The organism is Mycolicibacter longobardus (genome assembly GCF_002102265.1).
Taxonomy (GTDB): Bacteria; Actinomycetota; Actinomycetes; order Mycobacteriales; family Mycobacteriaceae; genus Mycobacterium; species Mycobacterium longobardum.
Genome location: NZ_LQPG01000056.1, coordinates 17,274 through 36,910, shown reverse-complemented (window position 1 = coordinate 36,910; position 19,637 = coordinate 17,274). Strand labels below are relative to the sequence as shown.

The following is a 19,637-nucleotide window of genomic DNA, read 5'->3' as shown; positions in this document are numbered from 1 at the left end:
GCCAACACCTGTGTTGGCGACGCGAAGCCGGTATTCGGACTGACCGGGGCACGTGAAACGCGCCGCGGAACACCGTAGCGGGCCTGCGTCGGAGTCACACCGACTTCCCTGGCACTTCGCGCCGATACCCTAACACCCATGGCGTACGACGCCGAGGAGACCGAAAGGATCAGAGGACCCGTGAATGCACCCGAAGCAGACCTGACCGGATGGGTCGCGGCGCCGTTCACCGGCGGCGCGTTCACCCACGACGTGTACCGCAAGGGCGAGGGCCCCGGGGTGGTGCTGATCCCGGAGATCCCCGGAATACATCCCGCGGTGCTCGGATTGGGAAATCACTTGGTGGACAACGGATTCACTGTGGCGATTCCGTCGTTGTTCGGCCAGCCGGGCAGGGCGATCACCCCCGGCTATGCGCTGGCCACCATCGCCCGCGCCTGCGTGACCCGGGAGTTCGCCGCGTTCGCCACCGACAAGCAGCGACCGGTCACCCAGTTCCTGCGGGCGCTGGCCCGCGACCTCAACGAGAAGACCCCGGGCAAGGGCGTCGGGGTGATCGGCCAGTGCTTCACCGGTGGTTTCGCGCTGGCCGCCGCCGTCGACGACGCCGTGCTGGCCCCGGTGCTCAGCCAACCGTCCGTGCCGATTCCGCTCACGCTCAAACGACGGCGCGACCCCGGGCTCTCTGAGGTCGAGTTGGGGGTGATCGCCGACCGGGCCGCCAACGACGGGCTGTGCGCGCTGGGTCTGCGGTTCAGCGAGGACAAGATGGCCCCCGGTGAGCGCTTCGCGACGCTGAAGTCCCGGCTCGGGGACGCGTTCGAGGTGATCGAGATCGACTCCTCGCGGGGCAATCCGGACGGCCTGTCCCGGATGGCGCACTCGGTGCTCACCGACCAGGTCCGCGAGGTCGACGGCCACCCCGCCTACGAGGCGCGCAAACGGGTGGTGCAGTTCCTCACCGAACGCCTGACCTAGCGGTGCCCACCACGGAACGCATCGTGATCGTCGGCATCGGAGCCGACGGCTGGGGCGGGCTGACCGAGCCGGCGCGTGCGGCGGTCGCATTCGCCGAGGTGGTGATCGGTGGGGCTCGGCATCTGGAGTCGCTGCCGGACGTGGACGGGCAGCGGCGGCTGGCCTGGCCCTCCCCGCTGCGCGCCGGGCTGCCTGCGCTGTTCGAACGCCTGGCGGGACAGCGGATCGTGGCGCTGGCCTCCGGTGATCCGCTGCTCAGCGGTATCGGTGCCACGCTGATCGAGATGTTTGGCGCCGAGCGGGTCAGTGTGTTGCCGGCGGTCTCCTCGGTGTCGCTGGCCCGCGCCAGGCTGGGCTGGCCGGCGGAGTCCGTCGCGGTGGTCAGCGTGGTGGGCCGCGACGTGCACGCGGTGCTGCGCGAGTTGGCTCCGGCCCGGCGGGTGTTGGTGTTGTCGTCGGACGAAACCACCCCGGCCCAGCTGGCGGCTCTGCTGACCGAGCGCGGCTACGGGGCGAGCCGGATGACGGTGCTGGGCGATCTGGGCGGCGCGGCCGAATCCCGGTTGGAGACCACCGCGGCAACCTTTGCCGGTTCGGTCCCGAAGCTCAATATCGTCGCACTGGAACTCGCCGGCCCGCTGCTGGCCGGCTGGGCCGCCGGCCTGCCGGACGACGCCTACGACCACGACGGGCAGTTGACCAAGCGTGATCTGCGGGCTGCCGCGCTGGCGCGCCTGACCCCGGCGCCCGGCCAGCTGCTGTGGGATGTCGGGGCGGGCGCCGGCTCGGTAGGCATCGAGTGGATGCGGGCCCACCCGGCCTGCCGGGCCATTGCCGTCGAGGCGAATCAGGCTCGGGCGCGGCGAATCTCGGACAACGCCCGCAACCTCGGCGTGCCGGCGCTGCAGGTGGTCTGCGGCGCGGCCCCGCAGGCGCTCGCGGACCTGCCGCCGCCGGATGCGGTGTTCATCGGCGGCGGGTTGACGACGGACGGGATGCTGGCGGCCTGCCTGACGGCTCTGGCGCCGGGCGGCCGGTTGGTGGCCCACGGCGTGACGATGGAAACCGAGGCGCTGCTGGTGGCGGCCTACCGCGAACACGGCGGCGAGCTGACCCGCATCCACGTCGAACACGCCGCTCCGCTCGGCTCCTTCACCGGCTGGACGCCGGGCCGGGCGGTCACCCAGTGGGCGCTAATCCTGCCCTGAGCGGTCCCGCGCCGGGTCGTAGAGATGACTCTCCCCGGCACACGGATCGGGCAGCTCGGCGACGGCCCGGCCGACCAGAATCACCGCGGCCGACCGCAGGCCGGCGGCCTCGACGGCATCGGCGATGTCGGCGACCGTTCCGCGCAGCACCAACTCCTCGGGTTGCGACGCACGGTAGACCACCGCGGCGGGGCAGTCCGGGCCGTACTCGGGCGCCAGTTCGGCCATCAGCTCCCGGATCCGGGTGATCGCCAGGTGCAGCACCAACGTGGCTCGCGTCGCGGCGAACGCCGACAGTGCTTCGCGCTGCGGCATCGCGGTGGAGGCGGCTTGAACCCGGGTCAACACCACCGATTGCGTCAGCAGGGGCACGGTGAGCTCACGGCCGAGCAGCGCGGCAGCCGCTGCGTACGCGGGCACTCCGGGTGTGATGTCCCACGGCACCCCGGCGGCGTCCAGCCGGCGGGTCTGCTCGGACACCGCGCTGTACAGCGACGGATCCCCGGAGACCAGCCGCACCACCGCCCGGCCCGCCCGATACGCGGCGACCAGTCGATCCACGATCGCATCCAGGTCCATTCCGGCGGTGTCGACGAGTTCGGCTTCCCTCGAGCAGTGGGCGAGCACCTGCGGGTCGAGGTAGCTGCCCGGGTAGAGCACCACGTCGGCGCCGGCCAGCAGCCGGGCGGCCCGCACCGTCAGCAGATCCGCCGCGCCCGGCCCGGCGCCGACGAACCGGACCGCTAGCGCACCCATCGCGGCGTCCACACCCGTCCACCCGTCACCCGCGTCGACGAGGCTCCTACCAGCACAAGGCATTTCATGTCGATGGTGTCGGTGTCGAGCTCGCCCAGGGTGGTCACGGTCAGTGCCTCGGCATCCCGGCCGATGTCGCGGCCGACCACCACCACCGTCTGCGGGTCGCGGTGCTCCAGCAGCACTTTGCGGGCCAGCGCGATCTGGTCGGGGCGGGCGCGCGAGGCCGGGTTGTAGATCGCCAGCACCAGGTCGGCGTCGGCGATCGCCCGCAGCCGGGACTCGATCACCTCCCACGGCTTGAGCCGGTCCGACAGGCTCAGCACCGCGAAGTCGGCGCCGATGGGGGCGCCGGCGGCCGCGGCCACCGCCTGGACCGCGGACACTCCCGGGAGTACGCGCACCGAAATGCCCTGATATCGCGCATCTTCGGCCGCCTCGAATACTGCTGAGGCCATCCCGAACACCCCGGCATCCCCGCCGGAGACCACCGCCACCTTCTCGCCGCGCGCCGCCAGATCCAGGGCGAACCGGGCCCGGTCCAGCTCGACGGTGTTGCCTGAGGAGTGCCGCTGTAGGCCTGCCCGCTGCGGAACCCGGGCCAGGTAGGGCCCGTAGCCCACCACGTGATCCACCTGTGCCAGCGCCGCGGCGGCCTCGGCGGTCAACCAGCCGTCGGGCCCGGGCCCCAGTCCGATCACCAGCAGCTCGGTGGGCTCGGCAACGGGCTCGACGGCCGTCGGGGCCGGGTGGGCCGATGTGCGGGAACGCTGCCCATTGCGGGAGTCCCCGTCGACCACGATCAGCGACAGATAGGGCACGTCATCGGCCTCGGTCATGTCGGCCACCGGCAGCCACCGCTGCTGCGGATGACTCGCCCGCTCCACGTAGTACGCGTGCTCCAGCCGCCCGGCCGCGGCCAGCGCGCGGCGCACGGTGGGGAAGGTGCGGCCGAGCTTCATGATGATGGCGCCGTCGGTATCGGCCAGCCGCATCGCCAGCTCGTGCTCGCCCAAGGTGCCCGGCAGCACAGTCAGCACATCGGTCTGACGCACCAGCGGCATCCCGAGCGCGGCGGTGGCGGCGCTGAATGCCGGGACGCCGGGAATGATCTCGGTGTCGAAGCGGGTGGACAGCCGATCGTGCATGTACATGAACGAGCCGTAGAACAGCGGATCACCTTCGGTCAGCAGCGCCACCGTGCGGCCCGCGGTCAGATGGGCGGTCAACCTTGAAGCCGAGGCCTCGTAGAAGTCGGCCAGCGCTCCGGCATAGCCGCCGGGGTGATCGGTGACCCCGGTGGTCACCGGGTAGCGCAGCTCCTCCTCAAGGACACCGGGGCGGATCAGGTCGGCGGCGATGGTGCGCGCATACGACGCCTTGTTCACCCCGGCGTGGTAGGCCACCACGTCGGCGTCGGCGATGATCCGGGCCGCTTTGCGGGTGATCAGTTCGGGGTCGCCGGGGCCCAGGCCCACCCCGTAGAACTTGCCGGTCATTCGGTATCCGAGGCTAGGGCGTTGAGTGCCGAGGAGGTGATCGCCGAGCCGCCGCGTCGGCCGCGCACGGTCACGAACGGGATGTCGATGCCGTGGTCGGAGTGCAGCGCGGCCAACGCCGCCTTGGACTCGGCGGCGCCGATGAAACCCACAGGGCAGCCGACGATCACCGCCGGGCGTGGCCCGCCGTCGAGGATCAGCTCCAGCAGATGGAACAGCGCGGTGGGGGCGTTGCCGATCGCGACGACGGCGCCGGCCAACTCCGGTTCCCACAGGGAGACCGCCGCCGCCGAACGGGTGGTGCCCCAGTCGGCGGCCAGCGCCGGAACCCGTTCGTCGCGAAGATGGCAACGCACCTCGTTGCCGGCGGGCAACCGGCCGGCGGTCACCCCGACCGCCACCATCCGGGCATCGCAGAGGATGGGCGCGCCGCCGTCGAGTGCGGCCCGCCCGGCCGGCACCGCGTCGGGGTGGATCAACAAGTCCTTGGCGATGCCGGTCTGCCCGGCGCCGTGGATCATCCGCACCGCCAGGCGCTCGGCGTTTGCCGGAATATGCGACAGGTCCGATTCCCGGCGAATGGTGGCGAACGATTCGACGTAGATGGCCGCGCCGTCGTCGATGTAGTCGTAGTGCCGGGATGGGCGCGTGGGCCTGGTCACCGATTCGCCTCCTGGGCCTGGGGGATGAAGACACCCTGCCATGGCGTCACCACGAGCTCGGTGTGCTCCAGCAGCGACCGCGCGTGGTCCGGCGTGAGCACCCCGTCGGGCACGTGCAGGTGGGTGCCGCCGGGCACGCTGCCAAACGGTAACGGACCCGATGGGGCCGGGACGCGCGGGTCGGCCGCAACGGCGGGCCGAAGTGGGCGGGCCAGTTCGTGAACATGCCACGGCGCGTCCGGCCGTTCGCCGCGCGCCTCCTGAAACGCACCCGCCAGCTCGGCAAGCCGGCCTGCGGCGTCGGCGACAGTGACCACGTCGCCCCAGTGCTCGCCGAGCCGCAACTGCGCCTGCTCGCCCGACAGCGCCACCAGACCGGCGTCGGCCGCCCGGTTCAGCAGGTCTCCGCGGCCGTCGTCGAGGACGAATAGGAATCGGCCGGGCAGTCGGGTAAGTCTCGGGTCAGCGCAGAGCAGCGCGTCCAGCTGGGCCGCCACCGGGCGCAGGTCGGCTCTGCCGCCGGCATGGCCGGTCTGTGGGGAGACCAGGATGTTGCGGACCAGCTCGTGGGTGCGCGACGGCAGCAGCCCGGTCGACTCGATTGCGGCCAGGGCCTCGGGGGTGAGCGCTCCGCGGTGCCCGGGCAGCCCGCGCAGCTGGAGGTTCGCCCGCTTGGTCAGGTAGATCGAGCCGTCCGCGAAATCGGCGCTGACCTGCAGTAATCGGGCCAGCGCCGGGGTCGGTAGTCGGCCGCCGACCAGGCGCAGCCGCACCAGCAGCCCGTCTTCGGCCGACCAGGGTCGCAGCACGCCCGGACACCGGTCGGCGCGGGTGCGCGGCTCGCTGATCACCGGTCGATTCTCACACCGCCTCGATTTCGGCGCGGAAACTGCCGCTGAGCGAGCAGAACCGCGCCGAAATCACGCGCCGGTCAGCGCGGCCACCGCAGGATCGAACATGGTGGCCTTGATCGCGCCCAGCGTGCCCGAGTCCTTGCCGGCCAGCGGCCGAAGGAACTCGGTCGCGGCCGGGGTGACCGCGCCCTCGCCGGCGGTGGCGTCCACGATGCCGATCTGCTGCGCGTCCACCCCGCCGAACCTGCGGCCCGTCGTCATCGACGCCACCTGGGCCTGCGGGGTGAGCTTGGCCTGGATCAGCGCGGCCATGCCGGGGGTGAACGGGATCCGGATGTCGATCTCGGGGAAACAGAAGAAGCCGCGGTCGGCGCGCATCACCCGGAAGTCATGGGCGATCGCCAGCATCGCGCCGGCGCCGAAGGCGTGGCCGACGACGGCCGCCGCGGTCGGGATCGGCAGTGTCAACATCCGCGCCAGCAGAGCGTGCACCCGCCCGACGTACCAGTCGGTGCGGTCGCCGTGGGCCATCAGCCAATCCAGGTCCAGGCCGTTGGTGTAGAACTTGCCGCCCGCGGTGGTCACCAGGCCGTGTGCACCGGCGGCCAGCACCTCGTCGAGCACCCGGTTGATCTCGTCGAGAAAGTCCGGGGAGAACCGGTTTTCGTCGTCGCCGAGGTCCAGTACGGCGATCTTGTCGTCATAGGTCAGGTTCACTGCGATGGTTCCTTTCTCGGGGTTGGTCCGACCGCCAGCACGGCGCGTACCGCCGCGTGCAGATGGGCGTGGGCGCGTGCGCTGCCCAACCGGTTCCGGTTGAGCACGATCGCGGTGGGCAGGTCGACGATGCAGGTGGTGATGGTATCGACCGCGGCGGTGTCGCGGCGCTGCCACAGCGCCTCGGCCAGCCGGACGAGCAGGCCGACCAGTTCGGCGTCGACACGACGCAGCTGCTCGGCCAGGTCGGGCGGCAGGTCGGTGTCGAGCAGTTCGTCGCGCGGGATCGCCAGCAGCAGCTTGGCCGCCTCCGGGTGGTCTTCGGCGAACGTCACTGGGGCGTCGGCGGCGGCGACCACAGCCTCGACGGCCTCGTCCGGTCCGGACGCGGTGTCCACCAGTGCGCCCTGCACCGCCAGAAAGCGTCGGGCGGCCCGCAGCCAGGCGGCGGCCATCAGCCCGGCCCGGGAGCCGAAGCCGTGGTACACCGCACCGTTGGAGGCCCCGGTGGCCTCTCCGACGGCGCGGATGGTCACCGCGGCGGGGCCGGCCCCCGCGGCCAGCGACTCGACGGCGTCCAACACCCGGTCGGGGTCGTACACGCGCGGGCGGGGCATGGCCGACACCGTAACAGAGCGCCCGCTCTGTTACCAGGTGCGCCGGTCGCGGCCCCGGCGTGACAGGATCGAGCGATCATGAGCACCAACCCTTCACGTCCCGTCGTATTCTCCGGCGTCCAGCCCACCTCGGCGTCGCTGCACCTCGGCAACGCTCTGGGGGCGATTACCCATTGGGCGGAGCTGCAGGACGATCACGACGCACTGTTCTGCGTCGTCGACATGCACGCCATCACCGTCCCGGGCTGGGACCCCGAGACGCTGCGCCGCAGCACCCTGGTGACGGCCGCGCAGTACCTTGCCCTGGGGATCGACCCGGCCCGCAGCGCGATCTTCGTGCAGAGCCACGTTCCGGCGCACGCCGAACTGGCTTGGGTGCTGGGCTGTTTCACCGGTTTCGGGCAGGCCTCGCGGATGACTCAGTTCAAGGACAAGTCGGCCAGGCACGGCTCGGACTCCACCACCGTGGGGCTGTTCACCTACCCGGTGCTGATGGCCGCCGATGTGCTGCTCTACGACACCGATGTGGTGCCGGTGGGCGAAGACCAGCGCCAGCATCTGGAACTGGCGCGCGACGTCGCGCAGCGGTTCAACGCGCGGTTCCCGGACACCTTCGTGGTGCCGGAGCCGATGATCCCCAAGGCCACCGCCAAGATCTACGACCTGGCCGATCCGACGTCCAAGATGAGCAAGTCGGCGGCCACCGATGCCGGGCTGATCAGCCTGCTCGACGATCCGGCGCGCAGCGCCAAGAAGATTCGCTCGGCGGTCACCGACTCCGAACGCGAGATCCGCTACGACCCCGAGTCCAAGCCGGGGGTGTCCAACCTGCTGACCATCCAGTCCGCGATCACCGGTGAAAGCATCGACAAGCTGGTGGACGGCTATGCCGGGCGCGGCTACGGCGACCTGAAGAAGGAGACCGCCGAGGCGGTCGCGGACTTCGTCACCCCGATCAAGGCCCGGGTGGACGAACTGCTCGCCGACCCGGCCGAGCTGCAGGCGGTGCTGGCGGCCGGGGCGGAGCGAGCCCGTGCGGTGGCCGCCAAAACCATCGAGCGGGTGTACGACCGGGTGGGATTCCTTCCGCCGCCGGCATGAGCAAGGCCGCGAGCGACCCCTCCAAGCCGGGCATCATCGACCGGCTGCGGTCGCGCTATGGCTGGTTCGATCACGTGGTGCGGGCGCAGGAGCGCTACGACGACCGCCAGGGCAACTTCTTCGCCGCCGGGATGAGCTACTACACCATTTTCGCGCTGTTCCCACTGGCGATGGTCGGCTTCTCCGTCGGCGGCTTCCTGCTGTCTCGGCGGCCCGAGGTGCTCGACGAGATCGAGCGCCGGATCAAGCATGCGATTCCCGGTGAGTTCGGCAACGAGCTGATCACCTTGATGGACACCGCGATCGCCTCGCGCGCCTCGGTGGGGCTGATCGGCCTGGCCACCGCCGGCTGGGTGGGCCTGACCTGGATGGCCAACCTGCGCGAGGCCCTGTCTCAGATGTGGGAAACCCGTTCGGACAAGCAGGGTTTCGTATCGGCCAAGCTGTCGGATCTGCTTGCGATGGTGGCGGCGTTCGGCGCCATGCTGGCAACCATCGCGCTGACGGCCCTGGCCGACCCGAAGCTGATGCGAAGCGTCCTGCGCTGGCTGGGGGTACCCGACTTCACACTGCTGGGCGGGCTGCTGCGGGTCGCATCGCTGACGATGGCGGCCGGGGTGTCCTGGCTGCTGTTCACCTGGATGATCGCCCGCCTGCCCCGGGAGTCGGTGAGCTTCGACAGTGCGATGGAGGCCGGCGCGATCGCCGCGGTGGGCTACGAACTGTTCAAGCAGGCGGGTTCGGTTTATCTGCAGTCGGTGGTCAACGGCCCGGCCGGGGCGGTGTTCGGGCCGGTCCTGGGCCTGCTGGTGTTCGCCTACATCACCACCCGGCTCATTCTGTTCGCCACCGCGTGGGCGGCGACGTCGGCGGAGAACTTGCGCACGGACTGACGCCCGGTTGGGTCAGTCCTCCTTGTGTGCGGTCACCAGGAAGCCGGGCATCTGGCCGATGGTGGCGTACAGCGGTGCCGGCCGGACCTCCTCGACCCGCCAGCATGTCGAAACCGTTTCGCGCAGCTGTGCTTCGGTGAACTGGGTGGGCGTGGGACCGTCATGGTCGGTGAAGGCGCCAACACCGAAGGCCAGGACGTAGAACGTCGCGCCGGGAGCCGCGGCACGGTGCATTGCCCGCACATAGTCCTCCCGCCGTTCGGCGGGCAGGGCGTGCAGCAGCCCGCTGTCGAAGATGGTGGAGAACCGGCCGTCGTAGCCCGTCAGTGCGGTGATGTCGGCTGCGGCGAACGTCGCGGTGGTCAGACCGCGCTCGGCAGCGGCAGCGGTGGCGGCCGCGACCGCGGTGGGGGACAGATCGATGCCGACGACGGTGTGGCCGCGCTCGGCCAGCGCCAGGGAGAGTTCGGCGTGGCCGCACCCCGCGTCGAGCACGTCGTCGCCGACGGTGCCCGGCTGCTCGATCAGCGCCGCGTATTCCGGCTGCGGTGCACCGATGTTCCACGCGGGGGCCTGCGGGTGCCGGTAGGCCTGGTCCCAGTCGATCTTGTGCGTCATGGTGTGTTCGTTTCATCGTCGGTGACGTCGCGGGCGGTGGTGCCCGGTGAGTCCAGGCCCCAGGCCACGATCCGCCGCGGGGTGATCCGGATGATGTCGCCGGACAGGCCGCCTTCGGTGCTGCCCGCCCCCGGCAGTGCGGTGCCGATGCCGCGGATCTCGATGCCGCGGGCTGTCGGCGGCTGCACCGAGATCACGGTGTCGACGATGAACGCCACCTGTGGGTCTCGGATAACGTTGCGCCACTTCTGGGTTCGTGACAGTGCGTGACCGACGATGTCGATGGTGGTTCCGTCCGGACCGAGGTGGACACCGACCGGTCTGATCTGTGGATCGCCGGCGGGTCCGATGGTGGCCAGGCGCCCGATCGACTGCTCACGCAGGTAGGCGGATTCGGCGGGGGTGAATGTCACGGTCACACCTCTCCTTCATTGCGCAGGCGGTGACGGAGCCGGGTGAAGATGCGCTCGACGCAGGCCAGTTCGTCGGCGTCGAGATCGTCGAGGAACAGCTCGCGAACTGAAGCGGCCTGCTTGGGCATGGCCTGCTGCAGGGTCTGGAGCCCAGAGGCGGTGAGCACGGCGCGGTAGCCCCGCCGGTCGTCGGGTGCCGATTCGCGTACCGTCAGCCCCCGCTTGGTCATCGAGTCGATCTGGTAGGTGATCCGGCTGCGGGAGAAGGCCATCCGATCGGCGAGCTCGCTCATGCGCATGCGATGTTCCGGAGCGCCGGCCAGCAGCATGAGCAGGTTGTAGTCGATCAGGGTGAGGCCGGTCTGCTCGCGCAACAGTTCGTCGAGCCGGGCCTCGAGCCGGATGCTGCTCTCGATGTAGGCGCCCCAGGCCCGCGCCTGCGGGTGGGACAGTGTGGCGGTCATCGGGTACCTCATCTCTAGAGGGCGGTCATACGTGTTTGAATCAATGACGGCCGTGGAGGTCAATCTGCCTGCTAAACGCTGGCATTGACACCATCATATCCACGTATCACTAGGTAATACAAATTTGAACTATATGGCCGGACCTGGCCGTGTATCAGCCATGCGTGGGGATACGGTTTCTTACTTCTCGGCCCGCACCGGGTAACGGCTCATGATTGATACCCGGTTGAACGCGTTGATCGTGATCGCCGACCAGATCAACAGCGAAACCTGATCGTCGGTGAGGTGCTCGCGCAGCAGCGTGTACTCGTCGTCGTCCAGGTGGGTGTCGGAGATCCACGTGACGGTTTCGGCGATCTCGAGCGCGGCCCGTTCGGTATCGGAGAACAACTGCGTGTCTCGCCAGGCCGGCAGCACCGCAATCCGCTGCACGGTGTCGCCGGTCTCCAGCAGTGCCTTGCTGTGCATGTTCAGGCAGAAAGCGCACCCATTGATCTGGGACACCCGCAGATTCACCAGCTCCAGGACGGTCCGCGACAACCCGGCGTCTTCGGCGCGTGCCCGCACCTCGGCTGCGGCGTCAAGGTAGGCCCGGTAGACCGAGGCTGACTGCTTGTTGACTGGTACCCGAGTCACGGTCAGTTGTGTTCTGCGCGAATCGCGGCGTCGGTCTGGTCGGTGACCGGGTCGACCAGGTCCGCGTATTCCGGGTGCTTGTTGATGTAGCCCTCCACGAACGAACACGTCGGCACGATGCGTTTACCGGCGGTGCGGGTGTCCTCCAGGGCTGCGCCGATGAGCGCGGTGGCCAGACCGCGTCCGCCGAAGGCCTTCTCGATCACGGTGTGGTGGAAGATCCGTTGCTCGCCGGTGTCGACATAATCTGCGAATCCCGCCTTTTCGCCGTCGACGGTGATCTGGTACTGCCCGTCGTCATGGATGACGGTCGGTTCGCTCATGGTTCTCCTTCACCTCAGCCACGCGCCGCGGCGCATCACACGCTCCACCTGCAGGTCGGCGTTCATCACCACCAGGTTAGCCACGGACCCGGCGGCTAAAACCCCGGCGCCGTTCAGTCCGAGCGTGCGGGCCGGGGTCGAGGAGGTCATTCGCACCGCCGCGGCCAGCGCCGCGTCAGTGTCTATCTGGCCGCCGAGCAGGCGCACCGCGGCGGTGAACAGCCGGTCCATGGTGGCGGTGCTGCCGGCGATGGTGGCCGTGCCGCGCAGCCGGGCCACGCCGTCGGCGACGTCGACGGCGAGCCCGCCCAGGGCGAATGCGCCGTCGCCGGCTCCGGCCGCGGCCATCGCGTCGGTGACCAACGCGACCCGATCCGGGCCGGCGGTCGCCACCACGTGCCGGATCACCGCGGGGTGCAGGTGCACGCCGTCGGCGATCAGCTCGACGGTCACCCGGGGGTCGGCCAGCAGCGCGGGAACCGGTCCCGGCTCACGATGATGCAGTGCCCGCATCGCGTTGAACAGATGTGTTCCCACGGTCGCGCCGGCGTCGATCGCGGCCTGCGTCTGATCATAACCGGCGTCGGTATGGCCCACGGCCACAACGATTCCCGCATCGACCAGCCGCCGGATGATCGCCACCGCGTCGGGCAGCTCGGGTGCCAGGGTGACCATCCGGATGGCACCGTCGCCGGCGTCCAGCAGCGCATCGACCTCGGCTGCCTCGGGGGCGCGCAGCCAGGCGCTGTCGTGTGCGCCGCAATGCAGCCGGCTCAACCACGGCCCCTCCAGGTGGATGCCGTCCACCACACCGCGCCGGGTTGCCGCGGCCAGGGTGCGCACCTGGGTCAGCAGCGCCTGCGGCGCAGCGGTCACCAGGCTGGCCAGCCCTGCCGTGGTGCCGTGGCGGGCGTGCAGTGCCGCGGCGCGGTCGATGGCCTCCGAGGAGGCCCCAGCGGAGTCGGCATAGGACACGCCGCCACCGCCGTGCACGTGCATGTCGACAAAGCCGGGAACCAGCACGCCGGCACCGAAATCGGTGTCGGCCCCGACCGGTGGCACTCCGGCACCGCAGTCGGCGATCCGCCCGTCGGCCACCGACACCCACCCGGGCCGGTGGACTCGGCCGTCGAGCACGACGGCGCCGGCGGTGATCACGGGCATGCCGACGCGCCGATCTCGGGAGCCACGGTGTCATCGGCGGGCCAGCGTCCGCCGTTCTCCCAGAAGTGCCGGATGTCCTCCAGCTGGCGGCCCTTGGTCTCCGGGGCGTAGCGGTACACGAAGGCCAGGCTGAGTAGGGCCAATGCGCCGAACACCGCGAACGTTCCGGCGCCGCCCAGCGAGGTGAGCATGGTCAGGAACACCGCGGCGACCACCGCGTTGGCCACCAGATCCGAGGTCAGCATCGCCGAGGATCCCATCGACCGCAGCCGGGCCGGCAGGGCCTCGCCGGCGTATACCCACACCAGCGAGCCGAACCCGAACGTGTAACCGACGGTGAACAGCAGCACCCCGCCGAACTTGACCGCCGCCAGCGCGTCGCCGAACGCATCGCCGAAGGCGAACACCGCGATGAGCAGCGCGTTCGCGGCGACCATCGCCGTGATCCCGGACAGCAGGATGGGACGGCGGCCCACCCGGTCGATCAGCGCCAGTGAGACGAACATCGCCGCCAGCGCGGCGACCTGCACCAGTGCCGGCAGGACGAGCAGCGCGAAATCGCCGTGGAAGCCCATCATTTCGAACAGCCGGGGACTGTAGTAGACGATCGCGTTGATCCCGGTGATCTGGATGAAGAAACCCAGGGTCACCACGAACAACGTCGCCCGCAGATACGGCGGCCGCAGCATCTCGCGCAGCACCCCGACGCCGCCCTGCTGTTCTTCCCGCAGGGTGCGGGCGATCTCGGCGAGTTCCCGCTGTGCGTCGGCGCCCGGTTCGATCCGGCGCAGGGCGCGGTAGGCGTCCTCCTCGCGGCCCTTGAGCAGGTACCAGCGTGCGGTGTCGGGGATGCGGGCCAGCAGCAGTGTCACCAGCACGGCAGGCACCGCGGCCAGGCCCAGCATCGCCCGCCAGTTGCCGGTGCCGGCCAGCAGGTAGGCGCACAGGTAGCCGGCGATGATCCCGACTACGGTGGCAACCCCGTAGGTGACCAACAGGCGGCCGCGGGCCGCGGCCGGCGCCGACTCGGCCACGAACACCGGGACGACCACCACCGACACCCCGATGGTGACGCCGAGCAGCAGCCGCGCCACGGTCAGCATCGGCATCGACGTCGACGCCGCCCCCAACAAGGCGAAGACCGCGTAGCCGAGGGCCACCGAGACCATCGAGCGCTTGCGGCCGATCGTGTTGGCCAGCCAGCCGCCTCCCGCGGCGCCGGCGATCTCGCCGATCACCGTCGCGGTGGCCACCAGCTCCTGCTGGCTGTTGGTCAGCCCGAAGTCATGCTCGATGAACAGCAGGGCACCGGCGATATTGGACAGGTCGTAGCCGTAGATGACGCCGACGCTGGCCGCGGCCACACCGACCAGCAACGCCAACGGCGAGGAGCGGCGCAGTTCCCCGATTCGGCCCATCTAGGTCACCGTAGGTGATGCCTCGGACTATCGGGCTATCGAATGCCCGAGTTGTGGTGGTCGGCCAGGGTGGCGTACCAGTAGGTGAGCGCGGCGGCGGCGAATTCGACGGCGCACGCCGCGGTGAAGGCCGGGTGCGGCATGCCGACGTCGGCCATCGACATCAGCCGGGAGACCCCGAGCAGCACCATGGTGGCGGCCAGCAGGCGCACCGCTCCGGCCGGGATCGGCGAGCGCCGAAACGCCTCGAGGTAGCCGACACCGAAGCCGATCAGCAGGGCGCCGGCCGCCCGGCTCTCACTGTCCACGGTCGCGTTGACGGCCTGGCCGTCCGGAATGGAATCCAGCGAGAACGCCATCCGGCTGATCCCCAGCCCGATCAGCAGCAGCCCGGTGAACCAGCCGAAGATCCGCAGTGCCCTGATCACCATGCCGAACCCCCTCCGGGGCGGCGGTTCACCGCCCGTGCACCCATGATCAGCCCGAACACGATGATTGCGCCAAAGATGCCCACTCCGACCCGCACCGGCACCGTGTCGTCGGACGGGGCCAACATCATGGCCTGGGGGTTGGGGGCGTCGGCCGGAGCGCGGGGTGCCACCAGCGCCGGGTCCGGCTCGATCAGGGTCCCGACCCGGGTGCCGGGCGGGGTGGCGAAGCCGTAGTCGAGCAGGTGGGCGGCCTGCTCCCACGGGGGGATCGGCTGGCGGGAACCGCGCAGCAGCACTGCCACCAGCCGGCGCCCGTCGCGGGTGGCGGCGCCGACGAACGTCTGCCCGGCGTCGTCGGTGTAGCCGGTCTTGCCGCCCAGCGCGCCCGGGTAGTTGTAGAGCAGCTGGTTGTCGTTCTCCAGCGGGTAGCCCGGCACGTCGCCGTAGCCGGGGAAGTCGAAGGTGCGGGTCGCGACGATGTTCGCGAACGCCGGGTTGTTCCAGGCGTAGCGGTAGAACAGGGCCATGTCGTAGGCCGAGGTGCTCATGCCCGGGCCGTCCAGCCCGGACGGGGTGGCGGCGCGGGTGTCGCGGCCGCCCAACCTGGCGGCCAGGGTGTTGATCTTCTCCAGGGCCACATTCATGCCGCCCAGCTGCTGGGCCAGGGCGTGCGCGGCGTCGTTGCCCGATCCCATCAGCAGTCCGTGCAGCAGCTGGTCGACGGTGAAGTAGCCGCCGGGTCCGACGCCGACCCGGGTGCCTTCGGCGTTGGCGTCCTCCTGGGTGCCGGGGACGACCTTGTTCGGGTCCAGCTCGTTCAGCGCAGCCATCGCGGTCAGCACCTTGATCACGCTGGCGGGCCGGTGCCGGCCGTGCGGGTCGCGGGCGGCGATCACCGCGCCGCTGTCCAGGTCGGCCACCAGCCACGCCTCCGCGGAGACATCACCGGGCACCGGCGGGGTGTCGGGGGCGGCGACGATCCCACAGCCGGCTAGCGCCTCGCCGCCGACCGGAGTGGCCGGCACCGCCAGCGGCATCGGCGGATCGCCGGCCTCCGGCACCTCCGAGGCGTCCACGGCGGGAGGGGTGCTGACCCGGTACGGGCAGCCGACCGTGCCCGCGCCCAGGCCGGGCGTGGGTTCGGCGGTTGCGGCGGGGGCGGCCAACAAGCCGAGCGTCAGCAAGCCGGCGGCGGTGCGTGCAAGGAACATTGTCCGACCACGGTAGGGCAGCGACACCTCGATCTCGGGTAGCCACGCTGTGACTGGTGGGACGGAAGTTACAGCAGGAGGCTACAGCCGGAAGTAAGCCAGACCCGGCCCGGCGATCCGGCCCATCCACAACCGGCCGTCGGCCTCGACCACGCCGGTCGCCAGCCCGAACCCGGGGTGCTCGGTGCGGAACTGGGTCAGCACCCGCCCGTCGTCGGCGTCGAAACCGACCACCCACACCACCGATGTCGGGTCCGGCAGCCAGCGGTAGGGCAGCAGCCGCCACAACAGCCTGCGCAGCACCGGCGCGCGGGGGCTCAGCCAGTCGGACAGGGCATTGCGGTCCGAGACCATCGCCACCCAAATCCGGCCGTCGCCCCCGGTGGAGATGTTGTCGGGATGACCGGGCAACTCGTCGGCCAGCGGGGTGATCGAACCGCGGTGGGGCCCGGTCAGCCAGAACTTGGACAATCGGCGTCCGGTGCTCTCGGCGAACACCACCGCCGATTCGTCGGCAGTCAGCGTCACACCGTTGGCGAAGTGCAGGCCCGTCGCCAGCACACTCACCTCGCCGTCCGGGCGCCGCTGCATCAGGGACCCGCTGCCGCGGGCCTCGATCACCGAGGCCTTGTAATGCTCATAGCGGAACCGGTCGGTGGACTCGGTGAAATAGATTGTGCCGTCGGTGGATTCGACCGCGTTGGAACAGAATGCCAACGGCCGTCCGGCCACCTCCGCGACCAGGGTCTCTAGCTGATCGGTCTTCGGGTCGAAGCGCAGCAGGCCACGGTGGCTGTCGCAGATCAGCAGCCTGCCGTCGCCGGTGAAGGCCAGCCCCAGCGGGCGCCCGCCGGTGTCGGTCACCACTCGCGGCGTGCCCCCTACCGGGTCGACCGCGACGATGCGCCCATCCTCGACGCCGGTCCAGATGCTGCCGTCGGCGGCGACGACCACGTCCTCGGGGGCGGTGCCTGGGATCTCGACCAGCGTCAGTGCCGGCGTGGGATCCGGCGGCGGCAGCGGCCGTGACGGCGGGGGTTGCCAGCGGACCGGGTCGATGCGGGGCTTGCGGCTCATCCCGACGACTCTAGGGTCGCAGAAGATGCCTCGGCGGGCCTCGCCAGGAATTAGCCTCAGGCAATGAGGGGTGACGACAAATCCCGCGCCCTGCTGTGGCACGGCGTCTTCCTGTTCCTGCTGGGCCTGCTCACCGGTCTGGTGACCGGGGCGATGAACAACCCGCGGATGGGGTTGTCCGCGCACCTGCAAGGCGTACTGAACGGGTTGTTCCTGCTGGCGCTCGGCCTGCTCTGGGGCCGGCTGCGGCTCGCCGCGCGCTGGCTGACCATGCTGTTCTGGTTGGCGCTCTACGGTACGTACGTGAACTGGGCCAGCACGCTCGCGGCAGCGATCTTCGGCACCAGCCGGACCACTCCGATCGCGGGCGCCGGCCACCACGCCGCAGCGTGGCAGGAGAATCTTGTCGACGCCGGTCTGTACAGCTTGAGCGTCGTGATGCTGGCGGTCTGCGTCATCGCGCTGGTGGGCCTGCGGCCGGGGGCCGACCGGACGCACTGAGCGATCCCCGCGCCTAGGCTGGTTTGCAATGACGGCGGCAGTGGATGACTTCGAGGCGTTGCGACCTCACCTGCTGGCGGTGGCCTACCGGCTCACCGGCGTGTTCGCAGACGCCGAGGACATCGTGCAGGACGCCTGGCTGCGTTTCGACGCCGCCGAGCGTGAACGCATCCTCGACCCGCGGGCCTGGCTGACGACGGTGGTGAGCCGGCTCGGTCTGGATCGGCTGCGCTCGGCGGCGCGGCGGCGCGAATCCTATTTCGGTGAGTGGTTGCCCGAGCCGGTGGTGACCGGCGTCGGCGAGGCCGACCCGTTGTCGGCGGTCGTGGCCGGCGAAGACGCCCGCTTCGCCGCGATGGTGGTGCTGGAGCGGCTGACTCCCGACCAGCGGGTGGCCTTCGTCCTGCACGACGGTTTCGCGGTGCCGTTCGGCGAGGTGGCCGGTGTGCTGAACACCAGCGAAGCCGCCGCGCGACAGCTGGCCTCCCGCGCCCGCAAGGCGATCACGGCCGATCCGGCGCCGCGGCCCGATCCCCGCCACGATGAGGCGGTCGGGTCGCTGATGGCCGCGATAGCCTCCGGTGACCTGGCGGCCGTGGTGGAGCTGCTGCATCCCGACGTGACCTTCACCGGCGACGCGAATCGCCGGGCGCCGACCGCCCTGCGGGTCATCCACGGGCCGGAGAAGGTGGCCCGGTTCCTGCTCGGTCTGGCGCGCCGCTACGGCCCGACCCTGATCACCGCGAACCAGCTGGCACTGGTCAACGGCGAACTCGGCGCCTACACGCCCGGTGCACCCGGTGCGAACGGGTTCCCCGAGCTGATGCCGCGCGTCACCGCGATGACGGTGCGCGACGGGCGGGTCGTCGCCATCTGGGACATCGCCAACCCGGACAAATTCAGCGGGTCACCGCTTCGCCCTGCGAGCAGATCGGAGAATACGCATGCCCGGTAGCACCGCGGAGAAAATGGGAGCCTTGATGTTCCGCGCGATGGACAAGATGCGTCACCGCGCCGCCTTCGACATCGGAGCCCCCACCGGTACGGATTTCACCGGCTTCGAGAAATCCCGTCAGATTGTGCTGGTGACGTTCAAACGTTCGGGTGAAGCGATGCCGAGCCCGATCAACCACGGCGTGGCGGACGGAAAGCTCTACGTCCGCACCGACCCGTCCACCGGCAAGGTCAAACGGATCCGCAACAACCCGAACGTCGTGGTGGTCCGCAGCAGCCTCCGCGGCAAACCCGAGGGAAACCCGGTGGCAGGAGTCGCCAGGATCCTGCCCGAGTCCGAGCACGCGCGCGCCGAGCGGGCGATCGCCGCCAACTGGAGTCTGCCGATGCGGCTCTTCGAGCGCGGCCTGGACAAGGGCAGCGCGGCTGCCGGAATCCAGATCGCTTATATCGAGGTCACTCCGGCCCCGTAGCCGTCGCCCACGGCACCCGGCAGGCGTCCCCGGAACTGAAACCCTGCTCGGTGATGCCCAGCGCCGAGTACATCCGGGCCCGCATGTTCTCGATCCCGATCTGATAGGTCAGTTCGATGACGCCGTCGTCGCCGAAGCGCCGGCGGAGATCGGCGACCTGCTCATCGGTGACGGTGTGCGGGTCGGCGGTGACGGCATCGGCGTAGGCGACGGCGGCCCGCTCGTCGTCGGTGAAGCGGGGCGAGGTCGCATACTCATCGATCTCCTTGAGGCGCTCGACGTCCAGGCCCTCCAGCCGGGACAGCATGGCCCCGAAGTCCACGCACCACGAACATCCGATGGTGCGGGCGGTCCAGAAGACCGCCAGGTCGCGCACCCCGGCGGGCAGCTTGCGGGATGCGGACTGCAGCAGGCCTTCGTGCACGGCGTTGGCCACCAGCAGTCGTGGATGATGAGCGGCGACGGCGAACGGCTCCGGCACCTCACCGAAGCGGCGCTTGGTGTAGCGGTACATGGCCCGCACCAGCGGGTTCGCCTTCTTGGGGGACAGCGGTTCGATTCGTGTTGTGGTCATACCCGTTAGACGAGCGGGCCCGGGAAAGTGTGACAAGCCCACTGATTCCCGCGAGCGTGCGTGTTTGCGCAGCGACGCGCCGCTACGGCTGTACA

23 protein-coding genes, 1 pseudogene and 1 riboswitch are annotated in these 19,637 nt (G+C 70.2%); of the genes and pseudogenes, 7 read left to right on the top strand and 17 right to left on the bottom strand.

Going from position 1 to position 19,637, the window contains the following annotated elements:
* Positions 1 to 8: 8 nt before the first annotated feature.
* Positions 9 to 134, bottom strand: a riboswitch (cobalamin riboswitch).
* 46 nt (positions 135 to 180) lie between these two features.
* Together AWC16_RS22355 and cbiE are read left to right on the top strand one after the other, a co-directional pair.
* On the top strand, positions 181 to 978 hold the full coding sequence (locus AWC16_RS22355; protein WP_085266934.1) for a dienelactone hydrolase family protein: 798 nt from the start codon (positions 181 to 183) through the stop codon (positions 976 to 978).
* 2 nt (positions 979 to 980) lie between these two features.
* Complete coding sequence (gene cbiE, locus AWC16_RS22350) at positions 981 to 2,186, top strand: precorrin-6y C5,15-methyltransferase (decarboxylating) subunit CbiE (protein ID WP_085266909.1); 1,206 nt, start codon at positions 981 to 983, stop codon at positions 2,184 to 2,186.
* On the opposite strand, the gene cobM is transcribed toward cbiE, so the two are convergent.
* From cobM to AWC16_RS22320, 6 genes are all read right to left on the bottom strand, one after another.
* On the bottom strand, positions 2,172 to 2,942 hold the full coding sequence (cobM, locus tag AWC16_RS22345) for a precorrin-4 C(11)-methyltransferase (RefSeq protein WP_085266933.1): 771 nt from the start codon (positions 2,940 to 2,942) through the stop codon (positions 2,172 to 2,174). The two genes, cbiE and cobM, sit on opposite strands and share 15 nt — an antisense overlap.
* Positions 2,930 to 4,441: a precorrin-3B C(17)-methyltransferase gene (gene cobJ, locus AWC16_RS22340; RefSeq protein ID WP_085266908.1), complete on the bottom strand. Its 1,512-nt coding sequence runs from the start codon at positions 4,439 to 4,441 to the stop codon at positions 2,930 to 2,932. The genes cobM and cobJ overlap by 13 nt, the downstream gene beginning before the upstream one ends.
* Positions 4,438 to 5,145, bottom strand: coding sequence for a precorrin-8X methylmutase (locus AWC16_RS22335; RefSeq protein WP_207572387.1), 708 nt, complete (start codon positions 5,143 to 5,145; stop codon positions 4,438 to 4,440). Before AWC16_RS22335 ends, cobJ begins: the two co-directional genes overlap by 4 nt.
* Positions 5,100 to 5,954, bottom strand: a complete 855-nt coding sequence (locus AWC16_RS22330) for a nitrite reductase (RefSeq protein ID WP_234812391.1) — start codon at positions 5,952 to 5,954, stop codon at positions 5,100 to 5,102. Before AWC16_RS22330 ends, AWC16_RS22335 begins: the two co-directional genes overlap by 46 nt.
* Before the next feature lie 69 nt (positions 5,955 to 6,023).
* Complete coding sequence (locus AWC16_RS22325) at positions 6,024 to 6,680, bottom strand: enoyl-CoA hydratase-related protein (protein WP_109561549.1); 657 nt, start codon at positions 6,678 to 6,680, stop codon at positions 6,024 to 6,026.
* Positions 6,671 to 7,291 carry a TetR/AcrR family transcriptional regulator gene (locus AWC16_RS22320; RefSeq protein ID WP_085266905.1) on the bottom strand — a complete coding sequence of 207 codons (621 nt, stop codon included), beginning with the start codon at positions 7,289 to 7,291 and terminating at the stop codon, positions 6,671 to 6,673. Before AWC16_RS22320 ends, AWC16_RS22325 begins: the two co-directional genes overlap by 10 nt.
* A gap of 78 nt (positions 7,292 to 7,369) precedes the next feature.
* Here AWC16_RS22320 and trpS point away from each other — a divergent pair, with 78 nt between their 5' ends.
* Both trpS and yhjD read left to right on the top strand, forming a co-directional pair.
* A complete protein-coding gene (gene trpS / locus AWC16_RS22315; RefSeq protein WP_085266904.1) occupies positions 7,370 to 8,392 on the top strand; it encodes a tryptophan--tRNA ligase in 1,023 nt (340 codons plus the stop codon).
* Positions 8,389 to 9,285 carry an inner membrane protein YhjD gene (yhjD, locus tag AWC16_RS22310; protein WP_085266903.1) on the top strand — a complete coding sequence of 299 codons (897 nt, stop codon included), beginning with the start codon at positions 8,389 to 8,391 and terminating at the stop codon, positions 9,283 to 9,285. The genes trpS and yhjD overlap by 4 nt, the downstream gene beginning before the upstream one ends.
* Positions 9,286 to 9,297: 12 nt before the next feature.
* On the opposite strand, the gene AWC16_RS22305 is transcribed toward yhjD, so the two are convergent.
* The 10 genes from AWC16_RS22305 to AWC16_RS22260 form a co-directional block, all read right to left on the bottom strand.
* Positions 9,298 to 9,903, bottom strand: a complete 606-nt coding sequence (locus AWC16_RS22305) for a class I SAM-dependent methyltransferase (RefSeq protein ID WP_085266902.1) — start codon at positions 9,901 to 9,903, stop codon at positions 9,298 to 9,300.
* Positions 9,900 to 10,316 (bottom strand): PPOX class F420-dependent oxidoreductase, encoded by a 417-nt coding sequence (locus AWC16_RS22300; protein WP_085266931.1) that lies wholly within the window; start codon positions 10,314 to 10,316, stop codon positions 9,900 to 9,902. Before AWC16_RS22300 ends, AWC16_RS22305 begins: the two co-directional genes overlap by 4 nt.
* A 2-nt stretch (positions 10,317 to 10,318) precedes the next feature.
* Positions 10,319 to 10,780: a MarR family winged helix-turn-helix transcriptional regulator gene (locus AWC16_RS22295; RefSeq protein ID WP_085266930.1), complete on the bottom strand. Its 462-nt coding sequence runs from the start codon at positions 10,778 to 10,780 to the stop codon at positions 10,319 to 10,321.
* A 180-nt stretch (positions 10,781 to 10,960) separates the two neighbouring features.
* Complete coding sequence (locus AWC16_RS22290) at positions 10,961 to 11,422, bottom strand: carboxymuconolactone decarboxylase family protein (protein WP_085266929.1); 462 nt, start codon at positions 11,420 to 11,422, stop codon at positions 10,961 to 10,963.
* A complete protein-coding gene (locus AWC16_RS22285) occupies positions 11,419 to 11,739 on the bottom strand; it encodes a GNAT family N-acetyltransferase (protein WP_085266901.1) in 321 nt (106 codons plus the stop codon). Before AWC16_RS22285 ends, AWC16_RS22290 begins: the two co-directional genes overlap by 4 nt.
* A gap of 9 nt (positions 11,740 to 11,748) precedes the next feature.
* The gene (gene nagA, locus AWC16_RS22280; RefSeq protein ID WP_085266900.1) at positions 11,749 to 12,903 is read right to left on the bottom strand and encodes an N-acetylglucosamine-6-phosphate deacetylase; all 1,155 of its coding nucleotides are present in this window, start codon (positions 12,901 to 12,903) and stop codon (positions 11,749 to 11,751) included.
* Positions 12,894 to 14,321: a sugar porter family MFS transporter gene (locus tag AWC16_RS22275; RefSeq protein ID WP_085266899.1), complete on the bottom strand. Its 1,428-nt coding sequence runs from the start codon at positions 14,319 to 14,321 to the stop codon at positions 12,894 to 12,896. The genes nagA and AWC16_RS22275 overlap by 10 nt, the downstream gene beginning before the upstream one ends.
* A gap of 35 nt (positions 14,322 to 14,356) precedes the next feature.
* The gene (locus AWC16_RS22270; RefSeq protein WP_085266898.1) at positions 14,357 to 14,752 is read right to left on the bottom strand and encodes a DUF4345 domain-containing protein; all 396 of its coding nucleotides are present in this window, start codon (positions 14,750 to 14,752) and stop codon (positions 14,357 to 14,359) included.
* On the bottom strand, positions 14,746 to 15,963 hold the full coding sequence (locus tag AWC16_RS22265; protein ID WP_085266897.1) for a D-alanyl-D-alanine carboxypeptidase family protein: 1,218 nt from the start codon (positions 15,961 to 15,963) through the stop codon (positions 14,746 to 14,748). Before AWC16_RS22265 ends, AWC16_RS22270 begins: the two co-directional genes overlap by 7 nt.
* Before the next feature lie 81 nt (positions 15,964 to 16,044).
* Positions 16,045 to 17,040: an SMP-30/gluconolactonase/LRE family protein gene (locus AWC16_RS22260; RefSeq protein ID WP_085266896.1), complete on the bottom strand. Its 996-nt coding sequence runs from the start codon at positions 17,038 to 17,040 to the stop codon at positions 16,045 to 16,047.
* 63 nt (positions 17,041 to 17,103) lie between these two features.
* On the opposite strand from AWC16_RS22260, the gene AWC16_RS22255 reads away from it, so the two are divergent.
* Genes AWC16_RS22255 through AWC16_RS22245 form a run of 3 tightly spaced genes read left to right on the top strand, consistent with a single transcriptional unit; the run spans position 17,104 to position 18,968 of the window.
* Positions 17,104 to 17,541, top strand: a complete 438-nt coding sequence (locus tag AWC16_RS22255) for a styrene oxide isomerase (RefSeq protein WP_085266895.1) — start codon at positions 17,104 to 17,106, stop codon at positions 17,539 to 17,541.
* Between the two features lie 28 nt (positions 17,542 to 17,569).
* Positions 17,570 to 18,496, top strand: a complete 927-nt coding sequence (locus AWC16_RS22250) for a sigma-70 family RNA polymerase sigma factor (protein WP_085266894.1) — start codon at positions 17,570 to 17,572, stop codon at positions 18,494 to 18,496.
* Positions 18,486 to 18,968 carry a PPOX class F420-dependent oxidoreductase gene (locus AWC16_RS22245; protein WP_085266893.1) on the top strand — a complete coding sequence of 161 codons (483 nt, stop codon included), beginning with the start codon at positions 18,486 to 18,488 and terminating at the stop codon, positions 18,966 to 18,968. Before AWC16_RS22250 ends, AWC16_RS22245 begins: the two co-directional genes overlap by 11 nt.
* Here AWC16_RS22245 and AWC16_RS22240 read toward each other — a convergent pair.
* Positions 18,952 to 19,575, bottom strand: a pseudogene (locus AWC16_RS22240) (carboxymuconolactone decarboxylase family protein); the annotation flags it as partial. The gene AWC16_RS22245 and the pseudogene AWC16_RS22240 overlap by 17 nt on opposite strands.
* Positions 19,576 to 19,637: the final 62 nt, after the last annotated feature.